The following is a 21,396-nucleotide window of genomic DNA, read 5'->3' on the forward strand; positions in this document are numbered from 1 at the left end:
GCCGTGCAGGTCCACGACAACGTCGGCGTGCAGGTCGGTGACGGGAACACCCAGCACCTCCACCTGCCGCCGGCAGCGCCGGTGACGTGGCCCGTGCGGGTCGGCGTGCTGCCGCCGGTCGCGGACCGGTACCAGCACCGGGAAGCCGAGTCCCGGTTGGCCGGGACGTCCGCGGTGCTGTCCGGTTTGGGCGGTGTGGGCAAGTCCCAGGTGGCCGCACGCCACGCGCACGCGGTGTGGCGGGACGAGTCGGTGGACCTGGTGGTGTGGATCGCCGCCGTGACGCGGGTCGCCGTGATCAGCGCCTACGCGGACGCGGCCGGCCGGGTCCGGCTCGATCCCGGTGGCACGCCCGAGGACGCGGCGGCCGCCTTCCAGACGTGGCTCAGCTCGACCGGCCGGCGGTGGCTGGTCGTCCTCGACGACGTCCAGGACCCCGCCGACCTCAAGGGCTTGTGGCCGCCGAACACCCCGACCGGCCAGGTCGTCGTGACGACCCGGCGCCGTGACGCCGCGCTGTCCCGCGACGACCGCCGGTTGGTCGAGGTGGGCGTGTTCACCGAGGCCGAGTCACTGGCCTACCTGACCGCGAAGCTCCCCGGCCACGACCAGCTCGCGGCCCTGGCGGACGACCTGGGCCACCTGCCGCTGGCCTTGGCGCAGGCGGCGGCGTTCATCGCGGACAAGCCGCTGCTCACCGTCGCCGACTACCGCAAGCGCTTGGCCGACCGCCGTTCCCTGGCCCAGGTGCTGCCGGAGGAGGGCGAACTGCCCGACGAGCACCGGGCCACGGTCGCGGCGACCTGGTCGTTGTCGATCGAACGCGCCGACGCGCTGCGCCCGGCAGGGCTCGCGCGGCCACTGCTGGAGATCGTCAGCCTGCTCGACCCGGCAGGCACCCCGGTCGCCGTGCTCACGGCCGGCAACGTCCTGGCGCACCTGGCCGCCGGCGCCGACGACGTCCACGACGCTCTCGGCTGCCTGCACCGGCTGAGCCTCATCACGCTCGACAGCAGCACGATCCAGGCGCACGCCCTGCTCCAGCGCGCGGTCCGCGACACCGTCGAGCCGGCACGCCTCACTCCCCTGGCCCACCTCGCCGCGGACGCGCTCCTGCTGACCTGGCCGGGGTACGAGGCGAACAGCGCGCTGGCCGGCACGTTGCGGTCCGCCGCGGCAGCCCTCCACACCAACACCACACCGGCGCTCTGGCAGCCCACGGGCCACGCGATCCTGTTCCACTCGGGCAGGTCCTTGGGCGAGGCGGGCCTGCACACCGACGCCATCGACTACTTCCGCGAGCTGCGACGACAGGCTGAGCACCACCTCGGGCCCGACCACGGGGACGGCTTGGCCGCGCGCAACGAGATCGCCACCTGGACCGGCCGGGCGGGGCGGCACGACGAGGCCGTCGCCGAGGACGAGCGGTTGGTGGCCGACACGACCCGGATCCTGGGTCCCGACGACGTGAACACCCTCGCCGCGCGCAGCAACCACGCGCACTGGCTCGCCCGGAGCGGCGATCACGCTGGGGCGATCGCCGAGCTCGAACGGATCCTCGCCCACCGGATCGAGGTCTTGGGCCCCGACCACCAGCACACCCTCGGCACCCGGCACAACCTGGCCGGGTGGCGGGCCGCGGCGGGCGACCACGCGGGGGCGATCGCCGAGTTCGAACGGGTGGTGGCCGACCACGTCCGCGCGCTCGGGCCGGACCACCCGCAGACCCTCACCGCCCGCTACAACCTGGCCGCGTGGCGCGGGATGGCGGGCGAGCACGATCGGGTCGTCGGCGAGTTCGGCCGGCTCGTCGTCGATCGCGGGCGCGTCCTGGGCGTCGACCACCCCGACACCCTCATGACCCGGTTCAACCTCGCGCTCGCCCGCTTGAAGTCCGGGGACCTCGCGACCGCGGTGGCCGAGACGCGGGAACTGCTCGCCGACCACGTCAGGGTGCTCGGGCCCGACCACCCCGAGACGGTGATCATCCGACGAGCGGTCCGGGAGTGGTCAGACCTCGCCCAGGACGGGCTCGAAGGCGAGCTCGGCGGCGCCGACGAGCTTGGCGTCACGGCCGAGGGGCGACGAGACGATCCTGGTGCCGCCGACCGCGCGTGACACCAACGACCGCTGCTGCACGGTGCGCCGCAGCTGGTCCACCAACGACTCCGGCAGCGCGGTGAACAAGTCGCCCAGCACCACCAGTTCCGGCCCGAGCATGTTGACCACCGTGATCAACCCCATGGCCAGCCACTCGGTGAACTCGCCCAACCGGTGCGCGACGCTGTCCGGCGAGCCGGCCAGCGACCGCAGCTCCGCCACCACCGTGCCGCGCGGCGCGTCCTCCGGCAGGGACAGGGCACGGCACAGCGCCGCCTCGCCGACCTCGGTCTCCCAGCAGCCCTGGCAGCCGCAGTAGCACCGACGGCCGCCGGGGCGCACGACCATGTGCCCCAGTTCGCCGACGTACCCGCCGGTGCCGCGCAGCGGCTGGCCGCTGGAGATCACGCCGCCGCCGATGCCGACGTCGGCGGAGATGTAGACCACGTCCGACGAACCGCGGGCCGCGCCGCGCACGTGCTCGGCCAAGGCGCCCAGCTCGGCGTCGTTGCCGACCTGGACGGGGACCTTGAGCACCGACGACAGCCGTTCGCCCAACGCCACGTCGGTCCAGTGCAGGTTCGGCGCCTCGTGCACGAGGCCGTCGGCGCGGCGCACCACACCGGGCACCGAGACGCCGACGCCGACCGCCCGCACGTCGAGCTCGTCGGCCAGGAGCTTGGCCGAGTCGGCGATGTGCGTGATCACCTCGCCGGGGTCGCGGGACCGGTGGTGCAGGTTCCACGAGTCCCGGCCGAGGATGTCGCCGCCGAGGCCGACCATGGCCATCGCCACCTGCTCGACGCGGACGTCGATGGCCATCACCACGGCCGCGTGCGGCTGCGGCAGCACGAGCAGTGACGGCCGGCCGGCGCCGGAGCGCTGCGCCGGCACGCGTTCGGCCACCACGCCGGACTCGGCCAGGCCGTCCACCAGGGCTTTGATCGTGCTGCGGTTGAGGCCCAGCTCAGCCGCCAGCGACGCCCTGGTGGAGGGCCCGTCCACGTGCAGTCGGCGCAGCAGCGCCGTTCGGTTGTGCCTGCGGACCTCGTCGGGTCGGGCTCCCGCGGTCGGTGTGCTCACGTCAGCGGACGGCGGACGCCGCCCGGCGGCGGGACAGCGCGTCGACGCTCGCGGCCAGGAGCAGCACCAGGCCGGTCACGATGAACACCACGGCGGCGGGCTGGTCGAGCAGGCCCATGCCGTTCTGGATGATCGCGAGCACCGCGCCACCGATGACCGCGTCGCGCAGCTTGCCCTTGCCGCCGAACAGCGACGTGCCGCCGATCACGGCCGCGCCGACCGCCATCAGCAGCGTGTTGCCGCCACCGGCGTTCGGGTCGACCGAGCCGACCTTCGAGGAGTAGACGATCGCGCCGATGGCCGCCATCGAGGAGGCGATCACGAACACGCTCATCCGGATCTGCGCCACGTTGATGCCGGCGCGGCGGGCCGCTTCCTGGTTGCCGCCGACGGCGTAGACGTGCCGGCCGTAGCGGGTGCGTTCGAGCACGAACGTGCCGATGACCAGCAGCACGAGCACGATCGGCACCACGAACGGCACGCCGGTGATCACCACGAGGTCGCTCTTGGAGCGGTTGAGCGTCAGCGCGTAGGTGGCCACCGCGCCCAGCACGAGGACCGCGCCGACCTTGACCAGCACGATCGGGGTGGGCGACGCGACCAGGCCGCGGCGCAACCTGCTGAAGTGGCGGCCGAGCACGACCGCACCGTAGCCGCCCGCAGCGAGGACGAACAGCGCCCACGAGCCCGCCGTGCTCAGGTTGCCGTTGGCGACGTTGAAGATGATGTCGTCGCGCAGGCCGAGCGTGCCGCCCTCGCCGATGAACTGGAGGATGACGCCGCCCCAGGCCAGGAACAGCGCCAGGGTCACCACGAACGACGGGATGCCGACGCGGGCGACGAGGAAGCCGGTGATGCAGCCGATGGCGGCGCCGACGCAGACGGCCAGCAGCATCTCGACCCACGGGTTGGCGGGCACGCCGATCAGGGCGACGGCCAGTGCCACCACCGACAGGGCGACGCCCGCCCAGATGCGCATGATCCCGGCCAGCACGGCGGCCAGCGCCAGCAGGCCGCAGAAGAGGTAGAAGACGGTGTCGCCCATGCCCCCGAGCAGGTTGCCGCCGTGGATCAGGTGCAGCGCCATCACCGAGGCGGTGACGCCGGACGCGGTGCCCGCGGACAGGTCGATCTCGCCCAGGAGCAGGACGAACACCAGGCCCATGGCGATGATCACGACGCTCGCGCCCTGCGCGAGGAGGTTGGCGATGTTGCCCAGGGTGAGGAAGGTGTCCGCGAGGGAGCTGAACACGATCAGCAGCACGACCACGCCGAGCAGCGCGGGCAGGGAGCCGAGTTCGCCGCCGCGCAGCCGGGCCGCGTAGTCGCGCACCGCCTCGCCGGTGGACTGGGACGTGGTGTCGATGCCGAAGTCGGAGATCGCCGCGCCCTGGGGCGCGTCCGGTGCGGTCTCGCTCGTGGTGTTGGACATGCTGCGTTCCTCGTCGTGGGGAGCTTTGCTGTGCCGGTGTCGATCCGAGGCAGGCATCAGATGGTCGCGGTTTCGGGGCGGGCGATGCCCAGGTCCCCGGAGCGGCCGGCGGTGATCAGCTCGACCACCTGGCCGTGGGTGACGTCCTTGGTGTTGACCTCGGCCGCCATCCGGCCCAGGTACAGGCACGCGATGCGGTCCGCGACCTCGAACACGTCGTTCATGTTGTGGCTGATCAGCACGACACCCAGGCCCTGCTCGGCCAGCCGGCGCACCAGGTCGAGGACCTGGCGGGTCTGCGCGACGCCCAGCGCCGCGGTCGGCTCGTCCAGCAGCACGACCTTGCTGTTCCACAGCACGGCCTTGGCGATGGCCACGGTCTGCCGCTGGCCGCCGGACAGCGACGCGACCTGCGTGCGCACCGACTTGACCGTGCGCACCGACAGCGAGGTCAGCGTCTTGCGGGCGGCCTGCTCCATGTCGGCCTCGTCGAGCATGCCCAGCTTGCCGCGTTCCCGGCCGAGGAACATGTTCTGCACGATGTCGAGGTTGTCGCACAGCGCGAGGTCCTGGTAGACGACCTCGATGCCCAGGTGCGCGGCGTCACGCGGGCCGTGGATGTGCACTTCCTCGCCGTCGAACAGGACCTGACCGGAGTCGGTCGGGTGGATGCCCGCGATGCACTTGACCAACGTCGACTTGCCCGCGCCGTTGTCGCCGACGAGGGCGGTCACCTGGCCCGGGTGCACGTCGAAGTCGATGTCGTGCAGGACGTGCACGGGACCGAAGCTCTTGTTGATGCCGCGCAGCTCGAGGATCGGCTCGCTCACTGGAATTCCTCCGTCTAACCCGTCTGAAGGGGTCCAACCCGTTCTCGGGTGCAGCCCCACACGTGGGTGGGCGCGCCGGAACGGGGTGCGTCTGGCACACCCCGCCCCGGCGCGAGCCTTGACTTACTTGATGCCGAGCTCGGTGCAGACGGCGGCCAGGTCGGCGACGCAGACCTCCGACGCCTTGACGAAGCCGGCGTCGATGACGACCTTGACCTTGTCCTTGGTGATCAGCTGCGGCGTGAGCAGCACGGACTTGACCTCACGCTTGCCCGTGGGGTCGTTGACGGACGCGGTGGCGATCTTGTCCGCGGCGGCGGTGTCGTTCTTGGCCAGCGCGGCGGCCAGCTTGGCGGTGGCCTCGGCCTCCTCGTTGATCGGCTTGAACACGGTCATGAACTGGTCGCCGCGCAGGATGGCCTGCAGGCCCTCCGGGGTGGCGTCCTGGCCGGTGACCGGGACCTTGCCGTTCAGGCCGTACTTCTTCAGCACGGTGATGATCGCGCCCGCGAGGCCGTCGTTGGCGGCGACGACGCCGTCCACCTTCTGGCCGTTGCCGGTCAGGATCTGCTCGAAGGTGGTGCCACCGACCTGGTTGTCCCACTTGTCGATCGGCTTCGACTGGACGAGCTTCAGGTCGCCGGCCTCGTACTTGGGCTTGAGGACCTTCTGCTGGCCGTTGTAGAACAGCGTCGCGTTGTTGTCCGTCGGCGCGCCCTCGATCTCGATGATCTCGGCCGGCTTCTTGCCCGGCGCCAGCGCGGCGAGGCCCTCGACGAGGCCCTGGCCCTGCAGCTCGCCGACCTTCTCGTTGTCGAACGAGACGTAGTACTTCGAGCTGCCGCCCAGGTTCAGCCGGTCGTAGTCGATGACCGGGATGCCCTGCGCCTCGGCCTTCTTCGCGACCGTCGCGCCGATCTCGCTGTTCGGCGTGGCGATGATCAGCACCTTGACGCCGGCGTTGATCATGCCGTCGGCGAGCGTGGAGAACTTCTGCACGTCGCCCTGGGCGTTCTGGATGTCCGCCTGGAGGCCCTCGGCCTCCAGCGCCTTCTTCAGGAGCGGCTTGTCGAAGCCCTCCCAGCGCGCGGAGCTGGCGGTCTCGGGGAGGATGACGCCGACCTTCGCGCCGCCCGAGCCGCTGTTCGTGTTGGTGTCCGACGCGGGGGTGTTCCCGCCGGACGTGTTGGCGCCACATGCCGTCATGGCAACGGCGAGGCCGGTGCCAAGGGCGATGAGAGCGAGGCTCTTGCTGCGCATCCGCCATCCCTTTCACGCAGGAGCGTAAATGTTGTGGCGCACAACGTATGCCGGGACAGGCGGTGACCGGAAGCACACTTGACCGGTAAAGTAGGCACGATGCGCTAACGACGAGGTAACCGAACGGACATCTGACTACGTCTAATGCAGTAACCGGTTACGGCAGGTCACAACAAAGGTCACCACGAGCGCAGCGTGGCGATCCGCTCCTCGAGCTGTTCGATGCTGGCCATCGCCGTCGGCGGGCCCCCGCAGTACTCGCGCAGCTGGTTGTGGATCTTGCCGTGCGGCTTCTTCGTGCGGTGGTGGTGCATGGCCACGAGGGTGTTGAGCTCCTTGCGCAGCTGCGCCAGCCGTTCCTGCACGCTCGCCGGGCGGGTCGCGGCCGGTGGCGGCGCCGGCGCGGCGACCTGGCGCTTGCTGGCCTCGACCAGCTGCTTCTCCTGGCGCTGCCGCAGCAGGGCGCGCACCTGGTCGGGCTCCAGCAGGCCCGGCAGCCCCAGGTACTCCTGCTCCTCGTCGCTGCCCGCGAACGCGGCCGTGCCGAACGACGAGCCGTCGTAGATCACCTGGTCGAGCTCGGCGGAGGCGCCCAGCGCGGTGAACGCCTTCTCCTCCTCGCCCGGCTCGTCCTTGGCCTGGTTGGCCTGGGCCAGCAGCTCGTCGTCCCAGCCGTCCTTCTCCCGGTGCGGCTTGCCGAGCACGTGGTCGCGCTGCTGCTCCAGCTCGCTGGCCAGCCCGAGCAGGACCGGCACGCTGGGCAGGAACACGCTGGCCGTCTCGCCCCTGGCCCGCTGCCGCACGAACCGGCCGACGGCCTGGGCGAAGAACAGGGGCGTCGAGGCGCTGGTCGCGTACACGCCGACGGCCAGCCGCGGCACGTCCACGCCTTCGGACACCATGCGGACCGCGATCAGCCAGCGGTCCTGCGAGGCGGCGAACTCGGCGATCCGGCCGGACGCCTTCGGGTCGTCGGACAGCACGAGGGTGGCGTCGTGGCCGGTGGTGCGCTTGAGGATCTCGGCGTAGGCCTTGGCCACGGTCTGGTCGGTGGCGATCACCAGGCCGCCCGCGTCCGGCATGCCGCCCTGGCGCAGCTGGGTCAGGCGCATGTCGGCGGCCTTGAGCACCGACGGCATCCACTCGCCCGTCGGGTCGAGCGCCACCCGCCACGCCCGCGCCGTCTGCTCCTGCGTCAGCGGTTCGCCGAGCCGGGCGGAGAACTCCTCCCCCGCGCTGGTGCGCCACTGGGCCTCGCCCGAGTAGGCGAGGAAGATCACCGGCCGGACGACGCCGTCGCGCAGCGCGTCGGAGTAGCCGTAGGAGTGGTCCGCGCGGCTGCGCTGCACGCCGTCGGGGCCCGGCTCGTAGTTGACGAACGGGATCGGCGAGTCGTCCGAGCGGAACGGCGTTCCGGTCAGGCACATCCGCCGCACCGCTGGCGTGAACGCCTCGCGGATCGCGTCGCCCCACGACTTGGCGTCGCCGCCGTGGTGGATCTCGTCGAGCAGCACGAGCGTCTTGCGGTTCTCCGTGCGCACCCGGTGCAGCATCGGGTGGGCGGCGACCTGGGCGTAGGTCAGCGCGACGCCGTGGTAGTCGCGGGAGGTCATCGCGTTGGTGTTGCGGAAGTTCGAGTCGATCGCGATGCCCGCCTCGGCCGCCGCCTGCGCCCACTGGTGTTTGAGGTGCTCGGTGGGCGTGACGATCGTGACGGCCTCGACCGTGCGGTCGGCCAGCAGCTCGGCGGCGACGCGCAGGCCGAACGTCGTCTTGCCCGCGCCGGGCGTGGCGACGGCCAGGAAGTCCTTGGGCCGGGCGGCGAGGTACTTGGTCAGCGCGCGGCGCTGCCAGGCACGAAGGGGACGGGTCGTGGCGACTTGCGGTTGCGACAACCTCGAACCCTTTCTGCGCTGATCAGCGGCGGTGCCGCGGGACCGTGCGGCGGTGTTGCGGTGGTGGACACGCAAATGCCCTCGGTGCGGGTGACCGTCGAGGGCATCGACAGCCTACCCGCTCCGCCCGCGACGCACGGTCGCCGATGCCGCGAAATCACCCGGCATGCACCATGCTTGATGTTGCGATGGGTTCGCCGAGGGACGAGACAGCACGCAGCGCGGGTCGCAAGGGGCCCCTGCGTCTGTTGGCGCGCACGCTGTCCAAGGCCTGGGACGGCAGCATCTTCTCCGAGGCGGCCGAGGCGGCGTTCTGGCAGGTCCTGTCGTTCCCGCCGCTGCTGCTCGGGCTGCTGGGCAGCCTGGGCTACCTCGGCGACTGGTTCGGGCCCGAGGTCGTCAGCGCGGTCAAGGACCGGATCATCTCCACCTGCCGGACGATCTTCAGCCCGGACGTGGTCAACGGGGTGATCGTGCCCACCGTCGACCAGATCCTCACCACCGGCAAGGGCGAGATCGTCTCGGTCGGGTTCCTGATCTCGCTGTGGGCCGGCTCGTCGGCGATGTCGTCGTTCGTGGACGCGATCACCGCCGCGCACGACCAGTACGGCGTGCGCAACGAGGTGTGGCAGCGGATCTTCGCGCTGCTGCTGTACATGGCGAGCCTGGTGCTGCTGATCATCGGCCTGCCGGTGGTGGCGCTGGGGCCGGACCTGCTGCCGCAGGTGTTCCCGGACTCCTGGCAGCCGACGATCGAGTCGTGGCTGAGCGCGTTCTACTACCCGGGCATGGCGGTGCTGCTGGTGCTGGCGCTGGCGACGCTGTACAAGCTGTCGCTGCCGAACAAGCTGCCGTGGCACCGGCTCGTGCCGGGCGCCGTGCTGGCGATGGCGGTGTTCCTGCTGTCGTCCATCGGGCTGCGGCTCTACATCCGGTGGATCACGACGACCGGGTACACCTACGGGGCGTTGGCGACGCCGATCGCGTTCCTGCTGTTCGCCTACCTGATCGGGCTGGCGATCACGCTGGGCGCGTACTTCAACAGCGCGTTGCAGGAGATGTGGCCGGCGAGGATGACCCGGCGCCAGCGGCGGCGGTGGCAGCGGCTGGAGCTGGAGCGGGTCGCCGAGCGGATCCGCTCGGACGAGGACAAGCGGGCGCGGCCGGGTCCGCCGCCTCCGGCGGAGGTCAGGCACACCGCGCCGTCGCCCGCGGACGCGAACCACACCGTGCCGTTGCCGGTGGAGCGCCGAGCGGCGCGCGAGACGCCGGTGAGCGGGCACGGGTCGGGCCCCGGCGGCTCGACGCCGGGGCCGTCCTAGCGGGTCCTACTCGCCGCCGCCCTTGGGCAGGCCGTCGTAGATCTTCTTGCACTCGGGGCAGACGGGGGAGCCCGGCTTGGGCGACTTCGTCACCGGGAACACCTCGCCGCACAACGCCACCACGTGCGTGCCCATCACCGCGCTTTCCGCGATCTTGGCCTTGCGCACGTAGTGGAACATCTTCGGGGTGTCGTCCCCGGTGTGGTCCGTGCCTTCCGGCCGGGTCTCCACCTCGGGCAGAGTCTGCGTGCTCACGCGAACAGCGTACCTGGGATGATGGCCCCTCGTGAGCAAGCCGAGCGTCACCGAAGAGGTCCGATCCGCCCTGGCCGAGAACCGGCCGGTGGTCGCGTTGGAGAGCACGATCCTGTCCCACGGGCTACCGCCCGGCCGCAACCGCGAGGTCGCCGAACGACTCGAAGGCGTGGTGCGCGCCGCGGGCGCGGTGCCCGCCACGATCGCCGTGCTCGGCGGCGTGCCCAAGATCGGGTTGACCCCCGCCGAGCTCGACTACGTCTGCGACCCGGCCAACGACCTGGTCAAGCTGTCGCGGCGGGACCTGGGCGCGGCGTACGCCCTGAAGCGCGACGGCGCGACGACGGTCGCGAGCACGGCCGCGCTGGCGCACGCCGCCGGCATCGGGGTGTTCGCCACCGGCGGCCTGGGCGGTGTGCACCGGGGCGCGCGCGAGACGTGGGACGTGTCCGCCGACCTGGACGTGCTGGCCACGACGCCGGTGCTGGTGGTGTGCTCGGGCGTGAAGTCGATCCTGGACATGGGCGCGACGCTGGAGCTGCTGGAGACCCGTTCGGTGCCGGTGATCGGCTTCGGCACGGACCGCTTCCCCGCGTTCTACCGGCGGGAGTCGGAGTTCGGCGTGCCGTGGCGGGTCGATTCGGCGTCCGACGCCGCGGCCGTGGTCGCGGCGCACCGCGGGGCGCCCGGCACGGCGGGCGTGCTGCTGGCCAACCCCATCCCGGTCGAGTTCGAGATGGACGCCGACCTGCACGAACGGCTGCTGTCCGAGGGCCTGGAGCTGCTGCGCGAGCGCAACGTGCACGGCAAGGAGGTCACGCCCGTGCTGCTGGAGCACTTCCACACCGCGAGCGGCGGGGTGAGCCTGGACGCCAACGAGGCGCTGGTCGTGTCGAACGCCACCCTGGCCGCGGCGGTGGCCGTGGAGTTGGCGGCGTGAGCGGGCTCGTGGTCCGGACGCGCCTCGGCGAGGTGGCGGCGTGAACGGGATCGTCGTCGTCGGCGACGCCGGGCTGGACGTGGTGGCCCGGCACGCGGGCCCGATCGTGCACGGCGGCGACTCGCGGGCGGCCGTGACCATCGAGCCCGGTGGCGCGGGCGCCAACACGGCGGTGTGGCTGGCCGCGTGCGGCGCGTCGCCGGTGCTGGTGGCGCGGGTCGGCGCGGACTCGGCCGGCCGTCAGGTGCACGCCGAGCTGACGTCGGCGGGGGTGCGGTGCGCGTTCGCCGTGGACCTGGAGGCGGCGACCTGCTGCGTGGTGGTGCTGGTGGACGAGACCGGTCAGCGCAGCATGCTGCCCGACCGGGGCGCGAACGCCCGCTTCTCGCCCGGCGACCTGGACGAGGGGTTGCTGCGGGACGCCTCCCACCTGCACCTTTCCGGGTACGTGCTGCTGGACGCGTCGTCGCGGCCCGCGGGGCTGGCGGTGCTGCGCGCGGCCCGTGAGGCGGGGTTGACCACGTCGGTCGACCCGCAGTCGTCGGCGTTGATCTACGACGGGTTCCTGGACGACATCCGCGGCGTCGACCTGCTGCTGCCCAACACCGAGGAGCTGGTCGCGCTCACCGGGTCGGCGGAGCCGTCGTCGGCCGCGGCGCTGCTGGACGTGGTGGGCGCGGTGGCGCTGACCTCCGGCGCGGACGGCGCGAGCTGGGTGGACTCCCACGGCGTGGTGTCCGTGCCGGCCGAGGACGTCGAGTGCGTGGACTCGACGGGCGCCGGTGACGCGTTCGACGCCGGGTTGCTCACGGCGTGGCTGTCCGGTGCGTCACGCGTGGACGCGCTGCTGGGCGGGGTGCGCGCGGCGGCACGGGCGGTGTCCGCGGTCGGCGCGCAGCCCTCGGGGGCGCGTCAGCCTTCGATGATGTGATGCGGGCGCGCCTCGATGGCGCGGTGCTCCTTGACGAACCGGCTGGCCTTCTCCGCCTTGCGGGGAGGCCGGTCGTTCGCGATCAGCACGGCCATCCACGGCAGCGGCACGGACAGCACGATCAGGGCCAGGGCCAGCCACCAGGTCTGGTAGAAGACCATCGCCAGGATGAGGCACGGGATGCGGGCGCCCATCATGATCGCGTACTTGCGCTTGCGCGCGGCGTGCTGCTCCTCGTAGGAGGGCGCCGCCTCGGTGATGAGCACCGGTGTGCCGTCGCGCTCGGGACTGACCATGCCCCCATCGTCCCACCGCGTGCGCCGGACGGATACCTGCCCGGTGTGTTTTTGCTTGCTGTTCCGCCGGCCCGCCGCAACCGCCGCGCGGGCGTGCCGGTGACCTTAGGATCCCGTTGTGGTCGCCCTTGATCGCCTGGTGGACGTGCTGGGGAGCCTCGGCACGCACCTGAGCTGCGCGCCACGCGGGCGTGACGTGGAGTTGCGCGGGGTGGCGCTGCACGATCCGGCGGAGCACACCACGGCCGCGGCGGACGACGTGCTGCTCGGGTTGGGCGTGCCCTCCCCCGCCGCGGCGGCCCGGTTGGTCGGCGGCACGTCGGCGGCGGCGGTCGTGCTGCACGGCGCGCCGCCGCTGGACGAGCGGGTGCTGGCCGCCGCGAAGAGGTCCGGGGCGGCGGTGCTGCTGGTGGACCCGTCGGTGCCGTGGGGGCAGTTGGCGAACGTCGCGCAGACCCTCGTGCTCGGCGGGCAGGGGTCCGGCGACCTGTTCGCGGTGGCGGACGTCATCGCGGCGGTGGTCGGCGGGCCCGTGACGATCGAGGACCAGCAGTCGCGGGTGCTGGCGTACTCCTACCGCCAGCAGGGCGTCGACCCGGTTCGGGTGCAGACGATCCTGGGCAGGCGGGTGCCGGAGGAGGCCTGGCAGGCCCTGGACGCGTACGGCGTGTTCACCCACCTGGCCCGGTCCGACGAGCCGCTGTTCGTGCCGAAGCTGACCGACCAGCTCGGCGGGCGGCTGGTGGTGGCGGTGCGGGCCGGGCGCGAGCTGCTCGGTTCGGTGTGGGTCGAGGTGGACGACCCGGTGGACGCGGTGCGCGCGGCGGCGCTGGTGGACGGCGCGCGGACGGCGGCGTTGCACCTGCTGCGGGCGCGGGCGTCGGCGGACCTGGAGCGCCAGGCCGAGGCGGACCTGGTGATCGAGGCGTTGGACTCCGGCTCGCCCGCGGGCCTGGCCCGGCTGGGGTTGCCGTCGACCGACCTGCGGGTGATCGCCGTGCAGGCGCACGCCGGTGAGGGCGAGCACGGGGCGGCCCTGCTGGCGTTCTCCCGGGCGACGGCGGGTTTCGGCTGGTCACGGCCTGGGCGGTCGGCGTTGTTCGGCAACGTGCTCTACACCGTGCTGCCGTGCGGGGACGATCCGGCGGTGGCGGTGGACTGGGTGCGCGCGCTCGGGCGCGAGCTGCCCGCGGAGGCCGTCGTGCTGGCCGGGGTGGGTGGCAGGGCGGACGCCGCGTCGCTGCCCGCGTCCCGGGGCGAGGCCGACGAGTGCCTGGCCCTGTCCGAGGGCGAGCCCATCGTGTACGACCAGGCGTGGGCGCGGGTGCTGTTGCGGCGGTTGGCGGCGGTGGCGGAGGCCGGGCGGTTGCCGTCGCGCGGACCGGTGGCGGACCTCGTGCGGCACGACGCCGAGCACGGCACGCAGTACGCCGCGACGCTGCGGGCGTGGTTGGCGGCTCAGGGCGACTCGCGCGAGGCCGCACGGGTGCTGTCGGTGCACCCGAACACGCTGCGCTACCGGATGCAGCGGATGGCGGCGGTGACGTCACTGCCGCTGGACGACCCCGAGCAGCGGCTGGCCATGGCCATCACGCTGGCGATCACGCCCTGAGCGCCGCCGGCCCGCCGAGCAGCAGGTCCAAGCCGAACTCGAACCGCTCGGCGTCGAGCTGACCTCGGCCGTCGCCGCGGCGCCGGACGCCGTGCCGGCCGGGGTGGAGGCGGCGATCCGGGAGGCGGGTCGCGGCCGGGTCGAGGTGCGGGCGGTCGCCGCTCAGGGCGGCTGGTGGTCGACACGCGGGACCTGAGCGTTCGACTCACGCGCGGGTCGACACTCGGCGCCCGCGCGTCCAACCCTCAGGTCCGGCGTGTCCCGCGTTCGGAACGGGCGGGGTGGGCGTTCGGGTGGGCTGGTCAGGCGGCCGGGGGTGGGGCGCGAGACCATGACGGCGTGCTCCCTGATCTTTCTGCCGACCTGACCACCCGGCTGCGCGAGGCGTTCCGAGCCGCCGACTACGACGCGGACGGGGTGGTCGACGTGCTCGGGCCCCAGGCCCACGCCGCGCTCGGCCGCGGCGAACCCGAGGCCGCCCGGCGGGCCACCCGGGACGCGGGCGCCCTCGGCACCCTGGTCCGGCTGTTCCTGCTCGGCGACACCGAGCCCGAGGCCGCCGTGCGGGCCGCGCTCCCGGACGTCGACCTGGACACCGCCGTCAAGGCCGAGGTGCTGCGCGGTGACGGCGACGGGCTGCGCGCCGGGCTGGACATCCGCCCCTACGGCGACGACGAGGGCTCCTGGTGGGTCGTCGCCGACCAGGACGCCGACCAGCGCGGCGGGCCCGTCCCGGCCGACCACGTGCTCGGCGTCGGCCACGCGTCCATCAGCCTCGCCCGCGCCACGTCGCGCCGCCAGGTCGACACCCTGCTCGACCTGGGCACCGGCTGCGGCGTCCAGGCTTTGCACGCGAGCAGGCACGCGCGCAGGATCACCGCCACGGACCTGTCGGAGCGCGCGCTCGCCCTGGCCGCGGGCACGTTCCGGCTCAACGAGGTCGACGTCGAGCTCCGCCAGGGCGAGTGGTTCGGCCCCCTGCGCGGCCGGCGGTTCGACCAGGTCGTCTGCAACCCGCCGTTCGTCGTGGGCCCGCCCCGGGTCGACTACACCTACCGCGACTCCGGCCTCGCCGGCGACGACGCCAGCGCCCTGGTCGTGCGCCAGATGCCCTCGTTCCTCAACGAGGGCGGCGTGGGCCAGCTCCTGGCCTCCTGGCTGCACCGCAAGGGCGAGGACTGGGCCGACCGGGTCTCCGCGTGGCTGCCGCGCGGCGGCGTGGACGCCTGGTTCGTGCAGCGCGACGTCGCCGACCCCGCCCTCTACGTCGGCACGTGGCTGCGTGACGCGGGCGTCGACCCGCGCGGCGCCGAAGGCCGGGCCAAGGCCGCCGCCTGGCTGGACTGGTTCGCCGAGAACGAGGTCGAGGGCATCGGGTTCGGCTTCGTCACGCTCCGCCGCACGGACACCGAGCACGCCGAGGTCGTGTGCGAAGACCTCCGCCACGCCTTCGACGACCCGCTGGGCCCCGAGTCCGCCGCCTGGCTGGACCGCGTCGCCTGGCTGCGCGCCACCGACAACGCCCAGCTGCTGGGCACCCGCTTCACCGTGCCCGAGACCGTGCTGCTGGAAGAGGTCTCCTCCCCCACCGACGAGGGCTGGGAGGCGGTCGTGCGCCGCCTGCACCGCGTGGACGGCCCCGGCTGGCAGCACGAGCTGGACGAGACCGCGGCGAAGCTGCTCGCGGGCTTCCGGGGCGCGCTGCCGCTGGAGGACCTGGTCACCCTGCTGGCCTACGCCCACGACCTGGACGCCGACGCGCTCGCCGAGTCGGCTCTCCCGATCGTCCGCGACCTCGTCCGGCACGGCATGGTGGTGCCCGCGTGAGAGCGGTTGTGGCGCGTGTCACAGAGGCGTCGGTCACCGTGGACGACGAGGTCGTGGGGGCGATCGAGGAACCGGGCCTATTGGTCCTGCTCGGCGTCCACGTGGACGACGACGCCGACAAGGCGCACGTCATGGCCCGAAAGCTCTACGAGCTGCGCGTCCTGAGGGACGAGGAGTCGTGCGCCACGACCGGTGCGCCCCTGCTCGTGGTGAGCCAGTTCACACTCTACGGAGAGACGCGGAAGGGGCGGCGGCCGTCGTGGACCGCCGCCGCACGGCCCGCGCACGCCGAGCCGTTGGTCGCGGAGGTGGTCTCGGAACTGCGCCGGAAGGGCGCCCGAGTACAAACGGGACGGTTCGGCGCGATGATGTCGGTGCGGAGTGTGAACGACGGTCCGTTCACCGTGTTGGTGGAACTCTAGATCCTTCTCAGCCAATCCTCAGGATTCGCGGCGCAACCGCTGTGACGGCAGTGACGTCTTCTGGTCGTGGGAAGCGGGAACCATTTCGCCCCGGTTCGCGTTTCCACCAGTGTCAGACACCGAAAGGTGTGCCGCGCAGCGCAGCGCGGAGTGTGCGACACGACCGCACTGCCAGCCCGCGACACAAGGGGGAGGGAGCTCCATGACCGTCCCGAAGCTCCTCGACCGTCAGGTCGGGAACGAGACGACCACCACGAGCGCCGAGTTGGACCTCGACGCCCAGGGACCCGCCGCAGACCTGGTTCGGGTGTACCTGAACGGGATCGGCAAGACAGCGCTGCTGACCGCGGCGGACGAAGTGGAGCTCGCCAAGCGGATCGAGGCGGGCGTCTTCGCGCAGCACAAGCTGGAGACGCATCCGGAGCTGCCGGAGGACCGCCGGCGGGAACTGCGCGCTTTGATCCGCGATGGCCACGTGGCAAAGAACCACCTTCTCGAAGCGAATCTCCGGTTGGTCGTTTCGCTTGCGAAGCGATACACCGGTCGCGGAATGCCGCTGCTCGATCTGATCCAGGAAGGGAACCTGGGCCTGATCCGCGCGGTGGAGAAGTTCGACTACACCAAGGGCTTCAAGTTCTCGACCTACGCGACCTGGTGGATCCGCCAGGCGATCACGCGGGGAATGGCGGACCAGGGTCGCACGATCCGGCTGCCCGTCCACCTCGTGGAGCAGGTCAACAAGCTCGCCCGGATCAAGCGCGACCTGCACCAGCAGCTGGGCCGTGAGGCGACCAACGAGGAGCTGGCCAAGGAGTCGGGCCTGACGCCGGAGAAGGTCGTCGACCTGCTCGACCACGCCCGCGACCCGGTGAGCCTGGACATGCCGGTCGGCACCGAGGAGGACGCCCCGCTGGGCGACTTCATCGAGGACTCCGACGCCACGGACGCGGAGAGCGCGGTCATCTCGGGGCTGCTGCAGGACGACCTGCGCCGGGTGCTGGCCACGTTGGACCCGCGCGAGCAGGCGGTGATCCGGCTGCGCTACGGCCTGGAGGACGGCCAGCCGCGCACGCTGGACCAGATCGGCAAGCAGTTCGGCCTGTCGCGGGAGCGGGTGCGGCAGATCGAGCGGGAGGTCATGTCGAAGCTGCGGCAGGGCGAGCGGGCCGCCAAGCTGCGGGCCTACGCGAGCTGAGCTGACGCGATACAGCGACGATTCAGGGGTCGGTCACCGCTGCGCGGGATTGACTTGTGACGCCAGTCACGGCACGGTCGTGCGTTACACGAGCCAAGCGACACCTCCGCCCCATTGCGCGGAGGTGCTCGCACGCTGAGGAAGGTCGGGGCGGTCGGGGGCCGGCCCGGCCTTCCGCATTTCTCTACAGTCCCAGGTACTCCGCGAGCTTCTCGCGGAAGAACCGCACGTGCGCCTCGCGTTCCTCGCCGGCATAACCGCGCGGCACGCCCTCCACGATCATCACCAGGCACAGGTACGCGCGGTAGAGCGCGATCCGGGTCTCCTCGGCCCCGCTGAACCCCGCGTAGCCGTAACCGGCCTTGAAGTCGTCGTCCAGGTCGGTGAACAGCGCCAGCGTCGCGATCTCCGCCAACGGGTCGCCGAACAACGCCCGTTCCGGGTCGATGATCCCCTCGACGTGGCCGTCGGCGAGGAAGATGTTCGCCTCCCACAGGTCGAAGTGCACCAGCACCGGCTCGGTGACCTCGTCCAGCAGGTGCGCGCGAGCCTCGACCGCCGGTCGCACGTCGGGCAGCTCCACGCCGAACCGGTCCGCGTCGGCCAGCACCGCGTCCACCATCTTCGTGAACGCCTCGCGCCACGTCGCCGCGTTCGGCCCCTGCGCGTAGCCGAACACGTCACCCCGGATGGTGTGCAGCTCGCGGACGATCGCGCCCAGCTCACGGCGCAGCGCACCGTGCTCGGCGTCGGTCAGCCGGGGACGCGCGGCCGACCACGGTTCGCCCTTGAGCGCCGTCATCAGCAGGAAGTCGTCTTCGTGGAGCAGCACCTCCGGCACGGGCAGGCCGCGTGCCGCCATCAGCCCGAACGCCAACGCCTCCGTGCGCATCAGGTCCCGCTCGTAGGTGAGCAGCGGCACGTCCGGCGGTGGCGCGACCTTCAGCACGGTCTCTCGACCGTCGGCCGCGGTGAGCCGGTACGCGGTGTTGAACATGCCGTCGGTCAGCTCGACGTGCGCGCCGAGCGGGACGCCCAGTGCCCGGCGGACCAACGCGTCGAGGGCGGCGGCGGAGAGCCGGCGCTTGGTGAGGCTGTCGACCACGACGCGAATCACACCACGTCGTGCGGACTCGGGAGCGCGATCGGTATAAGTTCGGCGGAACCCGAAGCGCGCAAGGGAGCCCGCGACGTGACCCCGTCGAACCTTCTGGCACCGACGTTCCAGTACACCGACGTCCTGCCGCTGGCCAAGGACAACCACACCGAGTACCGGCTCGTGACGCCGGACGGGGTGTCGGTCGTCGAGGCCGCCGGCCGGACGTTCCTCCAGGTCGAGCCCTCGGCGTTGACGCTGCTGGCCAAGGAGGCGATCCGGGACATCCAGCACCTGCTGAGGCCCTCGCACCTGGCCCAGCTGCGCGCGATCGTGGACGACCCCGAGGCCAGCGGCAACGACCGGTTCGTCGCGATGGACCTGCTGCGCAACGCGTGCATCTCGGCCGGCGGCGTGCTGCCCATGTGCCAGGACACCGGCACCGCCATCGTGATGGGCAAGCGCACCGAGTCCGTGCTCACCGGCGGGACCGACGAAGAGGCCCTGTCGCGCGGCATCTTCGAGGCCTACCAGGAGCTGAACCTCCGGTACTCGCAGATGGCGCCGGTCACCTTCTGGGACGAGAAGAACACCGGCACCAACCTGCCCGCGCAGATCGACCTGTTCACCGCGCCCGGCGTCGAGCCGAAGTACGAGTTCCTGTTCATGGCCAAGGGCGGCGGTTCGGCCAACAAGACGTTCCTGTACCAGGAGACGAAGGCGCTGCTGAACCCCTCGCGGCTGGCCAAGTTCCTGGACGAGAAGCTGCGCTCGCTCGGCACGGCCGCGTGCCCGCCGTACCACCTCGCCGTGGTCGTCGGCGGTCTGTCGGCCGAGCAGAACCTGAAGGTCGCCAAGCTCGCGTCCGCCCGCTACCTCGACGGCCTGCCCACCGAGGGCTCCGCCGCGGGCCACGCGTTCCGGGACGTCGACCTGGAGCAGCAGGTGCTGGAGCTGACCCGGAACTTCGGCATCGGCGCCCAGTTCGGCGGCAAGTACTTCTGCCACGACGTGCGCGTGATCCGGCTGCCCCGGCACGGCGCGTCCTGCCCGGTCGGCATCGCGGTGTCGTGCTCGGCGGACCGGCAGGCCAAGGCGAAGATCACCCCCGAGGGCATCTTCCTGGAGCAGCTGGAACGCGACCCGGCGCACTTCCTGCCCGACGTGACCGGCGAGAACCTGTCCGACGAGGTCGTGAACATCGACCTGACCCGGCCGATGTCGGAGATCCGCGCGACGCTGTCGGCGTTGCCGGTGAAGACGCGCGTGTCGTTGACCGGCCCGTTGGTGGTGGCGCGGGACATCGCGCACGCCAAGATCAAGGAGCGGCTGGACGCGGGCGAGCCGATGCCGCAGTACCTCAAGGACCACCCGGTGTACTACGCCGGACCGGCCAAGACGCCCGAGGGTTACGCCTCCGGGTCGTTCGGGCCGACGACGGCCGGTCGGATGGACTCCTACGTCGAGCAGTTCCAGGCCGCCGGCGGGTCGCTGGTGATGCTGGCCAAGGGCAACCGCTCCAAGCAGGTGACGTCCGCGTGCGCCACGCACGGCGGGTTCTACCTGGGCTCGATCGGCGGCCCGGCCGCGCGGCTGGCCCAGGACTGCATCCGCAAGGTCGAGGTGCTGGAGTACCCCGAGCTGGGCATGGAAGCGGTCTGGAAGATCGAGGTGGAGGACTTCCCGGCGTTCGTCGTGGTGGACGACAAGGGCAACGACTTCTTCGCCGAGACCTCCGCCCCGACCCTCCAGATCTCGTTCCGGAAGTAGCCCTTCCGGCCTTCGCAGGTCTTACAGGTCGAACACGCCGAGCTTGGCGCCGCGCGTGAAGAAGTCCCACTCGCTGAAGGTGAAGCGCTGTGGGACTTCTTCAGGCCGGTTGCTGTTGCGGACGAGCACCTCGTCGGCCGTGCGCATGACCTCGACGCAGTTCGAGCCGCCGCCGCTGAACTTCGTCCACTCGCCGGGCTTCAGGGTCATGTGGTCTCCTCCGTGATCCGGGTCAGGAGTTCGCGGCTTTCCTCCACCCCCAACGCCTTCGCACGCGTGTGGTCGAACCAGCGGCTCGTCTTCTCCACGTGGTTGGCCCCGTCCTCGAAGTGGTCTCCGAACGGGGTGTCGACGCTGACCAGCGATGGCAGCTTCTCGGGCAGCCGGAACAAGGTCAGCGTAGTACCGGACAACGCGTGGGCCCCGGCCCCTTGCGGCATCACCTGCACCACGACGTTGTCCAGCTCGGTCAGGGCGAGCACGTGCTTGAGCTGGTCGCGCATGACCTCGGGGCCGCCGACGTTGGCCCGGAACGCAGGCTCCGCGATCACCGCCCACAACCGCAGCGGCGGCTCGCGGTCGGTCAGCAGCGCCCGTCGTTCCAGGCGCAGCTGGAGGTTCTTCTCCAGGGCCTCGCCGCCGAGGCCGACCCCGGTCATCAGGGTGCGGGCGTACTCCTCGGTCTGGAGCACGGCGGGGAGCAGCTCGAACGACGAGTAGAGGGCCTCGGTGGCGATGGCCTCCACGTCGAGGATGCGGCGCAGCCAGGGCTGGATCGTGCCGCCGATCTTGCTCTTCGGCCGGCGGCGGTGCGCCTCGGAGTTGAGCGCGAGCAGGTCCTCGCGGGTCGCCTCGTCGGCCCCGTAGAGGTCCAGCAGCTTCTCCAGCTCGGCCTGCTTGACGCCGCTGATCGCGTTCTCGATGTTGCTGATCTTGGTCATCGTGCAGTGCAGGACCTCGCCCACCTTCTCCCGGGGCACGCCCGCCTCTTCGCGCATGCGGCGCAGCGTGGTGCCGATCTGGATGCGGGCGGCGCTGCGGTGTGGGCTGGTCATCGCTCTCCTCGATCATCACCCGATCGGGACTTGTGCACATCCTGTACGTACGAGATAGTCGTCCCGAATTCAGAG

General features: G+C 71.8%; 19 protein-coding genes. 9 read left to right on the forward strand and 10 right to left on the reverse strand.

The genetic code is table 11. The features are described from left to right. Positions 1-3: 3 nt before the first annotated feature. The gene (locus AB0I91_RS34485) at positions 4-2,118 is read left to right on the forward strand and encodes a tetratricopeptide repeat protein (RefSeq protein ID WP_499615084.1); all 2,115 of its coding nucleotides are present in this window, start codon (positions 4-6) and stop codon (positions 2,116-2,118) included. On the opposite strand, the gene AB0I91_RS34490 is transcribed toward AB0I91_RS34485, so the two are convergent. From AB0I91_RS34490 to AB0I91_RS34510, 5 genes are all read right to left on the reverse strand, one after another. Further along, entirely contained in the window at positions 2,011-3,183 is a 1,173-nt protein-coding gene (locus tag AB0I91_RS34490; RefSeq protein WP_498774031.1) for an ROK family protein, read from the reverse strand. The genes AB0I91_RS34485 and AB0I91_RS34490 overlap by 108 nt on opposite strands. Before the next feature lies 1 nt (position 3,184). Next, entirely contained in the window at positions 3,185-4,615 is a 1,431-nt protein-coding gene (locus AB0I91_RS34495) for a sugar ABC transporter permease (RefSeq protein ID WP_498774029.1), read from the reverse strand. Between the two features lie 56 nt (positions 4,616-4,671). Beyond that, positions 4,672-5,445 carry an ATP-binding cassette domain-containing protein gene (locus tag AB0I91_RS34500; RefSeq protein ID WP_360460122.1) on the reverse strand — a complete coding sequence of 258 codons (774 nt, stop codon included), beginning with the start codon at positions 5,443-5,445 and terminating at the stop codon, positions 4,672-4,674. A gap of 123 nt (positions 5,446-5,568) precedes the next feature. Beyond that, complete coding sequence (locus tag AB0I91_RS34505; RefSeq protein WP_498774026.1) at positions 5,569-6,705, reverse strand: sugar ABC transporter substrate-binding protein; 1,137 nt, start codon at positions 6,703-6,705, stop codon at positions 5,569-5,571. Between the two features lie 179 nt (positions 6,706-6,884). Continuing rightward, entirely contained in the window at positions 6,885-8,600 is a 1,716-nt protein-coding gene (locus AB0I91_RS34510) for a DEAD/DEAH box helicase (protein WP_498774024.1), read from the reverse strand. 173 nt (positions 8,601-8,773) lie between these two features. On the opposite strand from AB0I91_RS34510, the gene AB0I91_RS34515 reads away from it, so the two are divergent. Then, positions 8,774-9,922, forward strand: coding sequence for a YihY/virulence factor BrkB family protein (locus tag AB0I91_RS34515; protein WP_498774022.1), 1,149 nt, complete (start codon positions 8,774-8,776; stop codon positions 9,920-9,922). A 6-nt stretch (positions 9,923-9,928) separates the two neighbouring features. Here AB0I91_RS34515 and AB0I91_RS34520 read toward each other — a convergent pair whose 3' ends face one another. Then, positions 9,929-10,177, reverse strand: coding sequence for a DUF3039 domain-containing protein (locus AB0I91_RS34520; protein WP_141978007.1), 249 nt, complete (start codon positions 10,175-10,177; stop codon positions 9,929-9,931). 31 nt (positions 10,178-10,208) lie between these two features. Between AB0I91_RS34520 and AB0I91_RS34525 the strand changes: the two genes are divergently transcribed. Next, positions 10,209-11,117 (forward strand): pseudouridine-5'-phosphate glycosidase, encoded by a 909-nt coding sequence (locus tag AB0I91_RS34525; protein ID WP_498774020.1) that lies wholly within the window; start codon positions 10,209-10,211, stop codon positions 11,115-11,117. A gap of 40 nt (positions 11,118-11,157) precedes the next feature. After that, entirely contained in the window at positions 11,158-12,048 is an 891-nt protein-coding gene (locus tag AB0I91_RS34530) for a carbohydrate kinase family protein (RefSeq protein WP_498774018.1), read from the forward strand. Here AB0I91_RS34530 and AB0I91_RS34535 read toward each other — a convergent pair. Next, a complete protein-coding gene (locus AB0I91_RS34535) occupies positions 12,030-12,344 on the reverse strand; it encodes a DUF3099 domain-containing protein (RefSeq protein WP_230566574.1) in 315 nt (104 codons plus the stop codon). The genes AB0I91_RS34530 and AB0I91_RS34535 overlap by 19 nt on opposite strands. A 118-nt stretch (positions 12,345-12,462) precedes the next feature. Here AB0I91_RS34535 and AB0I91_RS34540 point away from each other — a divergent pair, with 118 nt between their 5' ends. The 4 genes from AB0I91_RS34540 to AB0I91_RS34555 all read left to right on the forward strand — a co-directional run bounded on the left by AB0I91_RS34540 (position 12,463) and on the right by AB0I91_RS34555 (position 17,400). Next, complete coding sequence (locus AB0I91_RS34540) at positions 12,463-13,956, forward strand: PucR family transcriptional regulator (RefSeq protein WP_498774016.1); 1,494 nt, start codon at positions 12,463-12,465, stop codon at positions 13,954-13,956. Positions 13,957-14,295: 339 nt separating this feature from the next. Next, positions 14,296-15,783, forward strand: a complete 1,488-nt coding sequence (locus AB0I91_RS34545) for a DUF7782 domain-containing protein (protein WP_498774014.1) — start codon at positions 14,296-14,298, stop codon at positions 15,781-15,783. Next, on the forward strand, positions 15,780-16,205 hold the full coding sequence (gene dtd, locus AB0I91_RS34550; RefSeq protein ID WP_498774012.1) for a D-aminoacyl-tRNA deacylase: 426 nt from the start codon (positions 15,780-15,782) through the stop codon (positions 16,203-16,205). The genes AB0I91_RS34545 and dtd overlap by 4 nt, the downstream gene beginning before the upstream one ends. Before the next feature lie 202 nt (positions 16,206-16,407). After that, on the forward strand, positions 16,408-17,400 hold the full coding sequence (locus tag AB0I91_RS34555) for a sigma-70 family RNA polymerase sigma factor (protein ID WP_498774010.1): 993 nt from the start codon (positions 16,408-16,410) through the stop codon (positions 17,398-17,400). Between the two features lie 184 nt (positions 17,401-17,584). On the opposite strand, the gene AB0I91_RS34560 is transcribed toward AB0I91_RS34555, so the two are convergent. Beyond that, on the reverse strand, positions 17,585-18,505 hold the full coding sequence (locus AB0I91_RS34560; protein ID WP_499640657.1) for a phosphotransferase family protein: 921 nt from the start codon (positions 18,503-18,505) through the stop codon (positions 17,585-17,587). A gap of 105 nt (positions 18,506-18,610) precedes the next feature. Between AB0I91_RS34560 and AB0I91_RS34565 the strand changes: the two genes are divergently transcribed. Beyond that, positions 18,611-20,266: a fumarate hydratase gene (locus AB0I91_RS34565; RefSeq protein ID WP_499640684.1), complete on the forward strand. Its 1,656-nt coding sequence runs from the start codon at positions 18,611-18,613 to the stop codon at positions 20,264-20,266. A 21-nt stretch (positions 20,267-20,287) separates the two neighbouring features. Here the strand turns inward: AB0I91_RS34565 and AB0I91_RS34570 are convergent, their stop codons facing one another. Next, positions 20,288-20,476, reverse strand: a complete 189-nt coding sequence (locus AB0I91_RS34570) for a DUF397 domain-containing protein (protein ID WP_499640659.1) — start codon at positions 20,474-20,476, stop codon at positions 20,288-20,290. After that, a complete protein-coding gene (locus tag AB0I91_RS34575; protein WP_499640661.1) occupies positions 20,473-21,321 on the reverse strand; it encodes a helix-turn-helix domain-containing protein in 849 nt (282 codons plus the stop codon). The genes AB0I91_RS34570 and AB0I91_RS34575 overlap by 4 nt, the downstream gene beginning before the upstream one ends. Between the last annotated feature and the right edge of the window lie 75 nt (positions 21,322-21,396).

It is taken from the genome of Actinosynnema sp. NPDC049800, from assembly GCF_040656635.1.
Lineage (GTDB): Bacteria > Actinomycetota > Actinomycetes > Mycobacteriales > Pseudonocardiaceae > Actinosynnema.

What these genes read in the sequence shown, in the direction of transcription:
- AB0I91_RS34495 (WP_498774029.1), bottom strand. Translation starts at nt 4,615, where the DNA reads ATGTCCAACACCACGAGCGAGACCGCACCGGACGCGCCCCAGGGCGCG.
- AB0I91_RS34505 (WP_498774026.1), bottom strand. Translation starts at nt 6,705, where the DNA reads ATGCGCAGCAAGAGCCTCGCTCTCATCGCCCTTGGCACCGGCCTCGCC.
- AB0I91_RS34515 (WP_498774022.1), top strand. Translation starts at nt 8,774, where the DNA reads ATGCTTGATGTTGCGATGGGTTCGCCGAGGGACGAGACAGCACGCAGC.
- AB0I91_RS34535 (WP_230566574.1), bottom strand. Translation starts at nt 12,344, where the DNA reads ATGGTCAGTCCCGAGCGCGACGGCACACCGGTGCTCATCACCGAGGCG.
- AB0I91_RS34555 (WP_498774010.1), top strand. Translation starts at nt 16,408, where the DNA reads ATGACCGTCCCGAAGCTCCTCGACCGTCAGGTCGGGAACGAGACGACC.
- AB0I91_RS34570 (WP_499640659.1), bottom strand. Translation starts at nt 20,476, where the DNA reads ATGACCCTGAAGCCCGGCGAGTGGACGAAGTTCAGCGGCGGCGGCTCG.
- AB0I91_RS34575 (WP_499640661.1), bottom strand. Translation starts at nt 21,321, where the DNA reads ATGACCAGCCCACACCGCAGCGCCGCCCGCATCCAGATCGGCACCACG.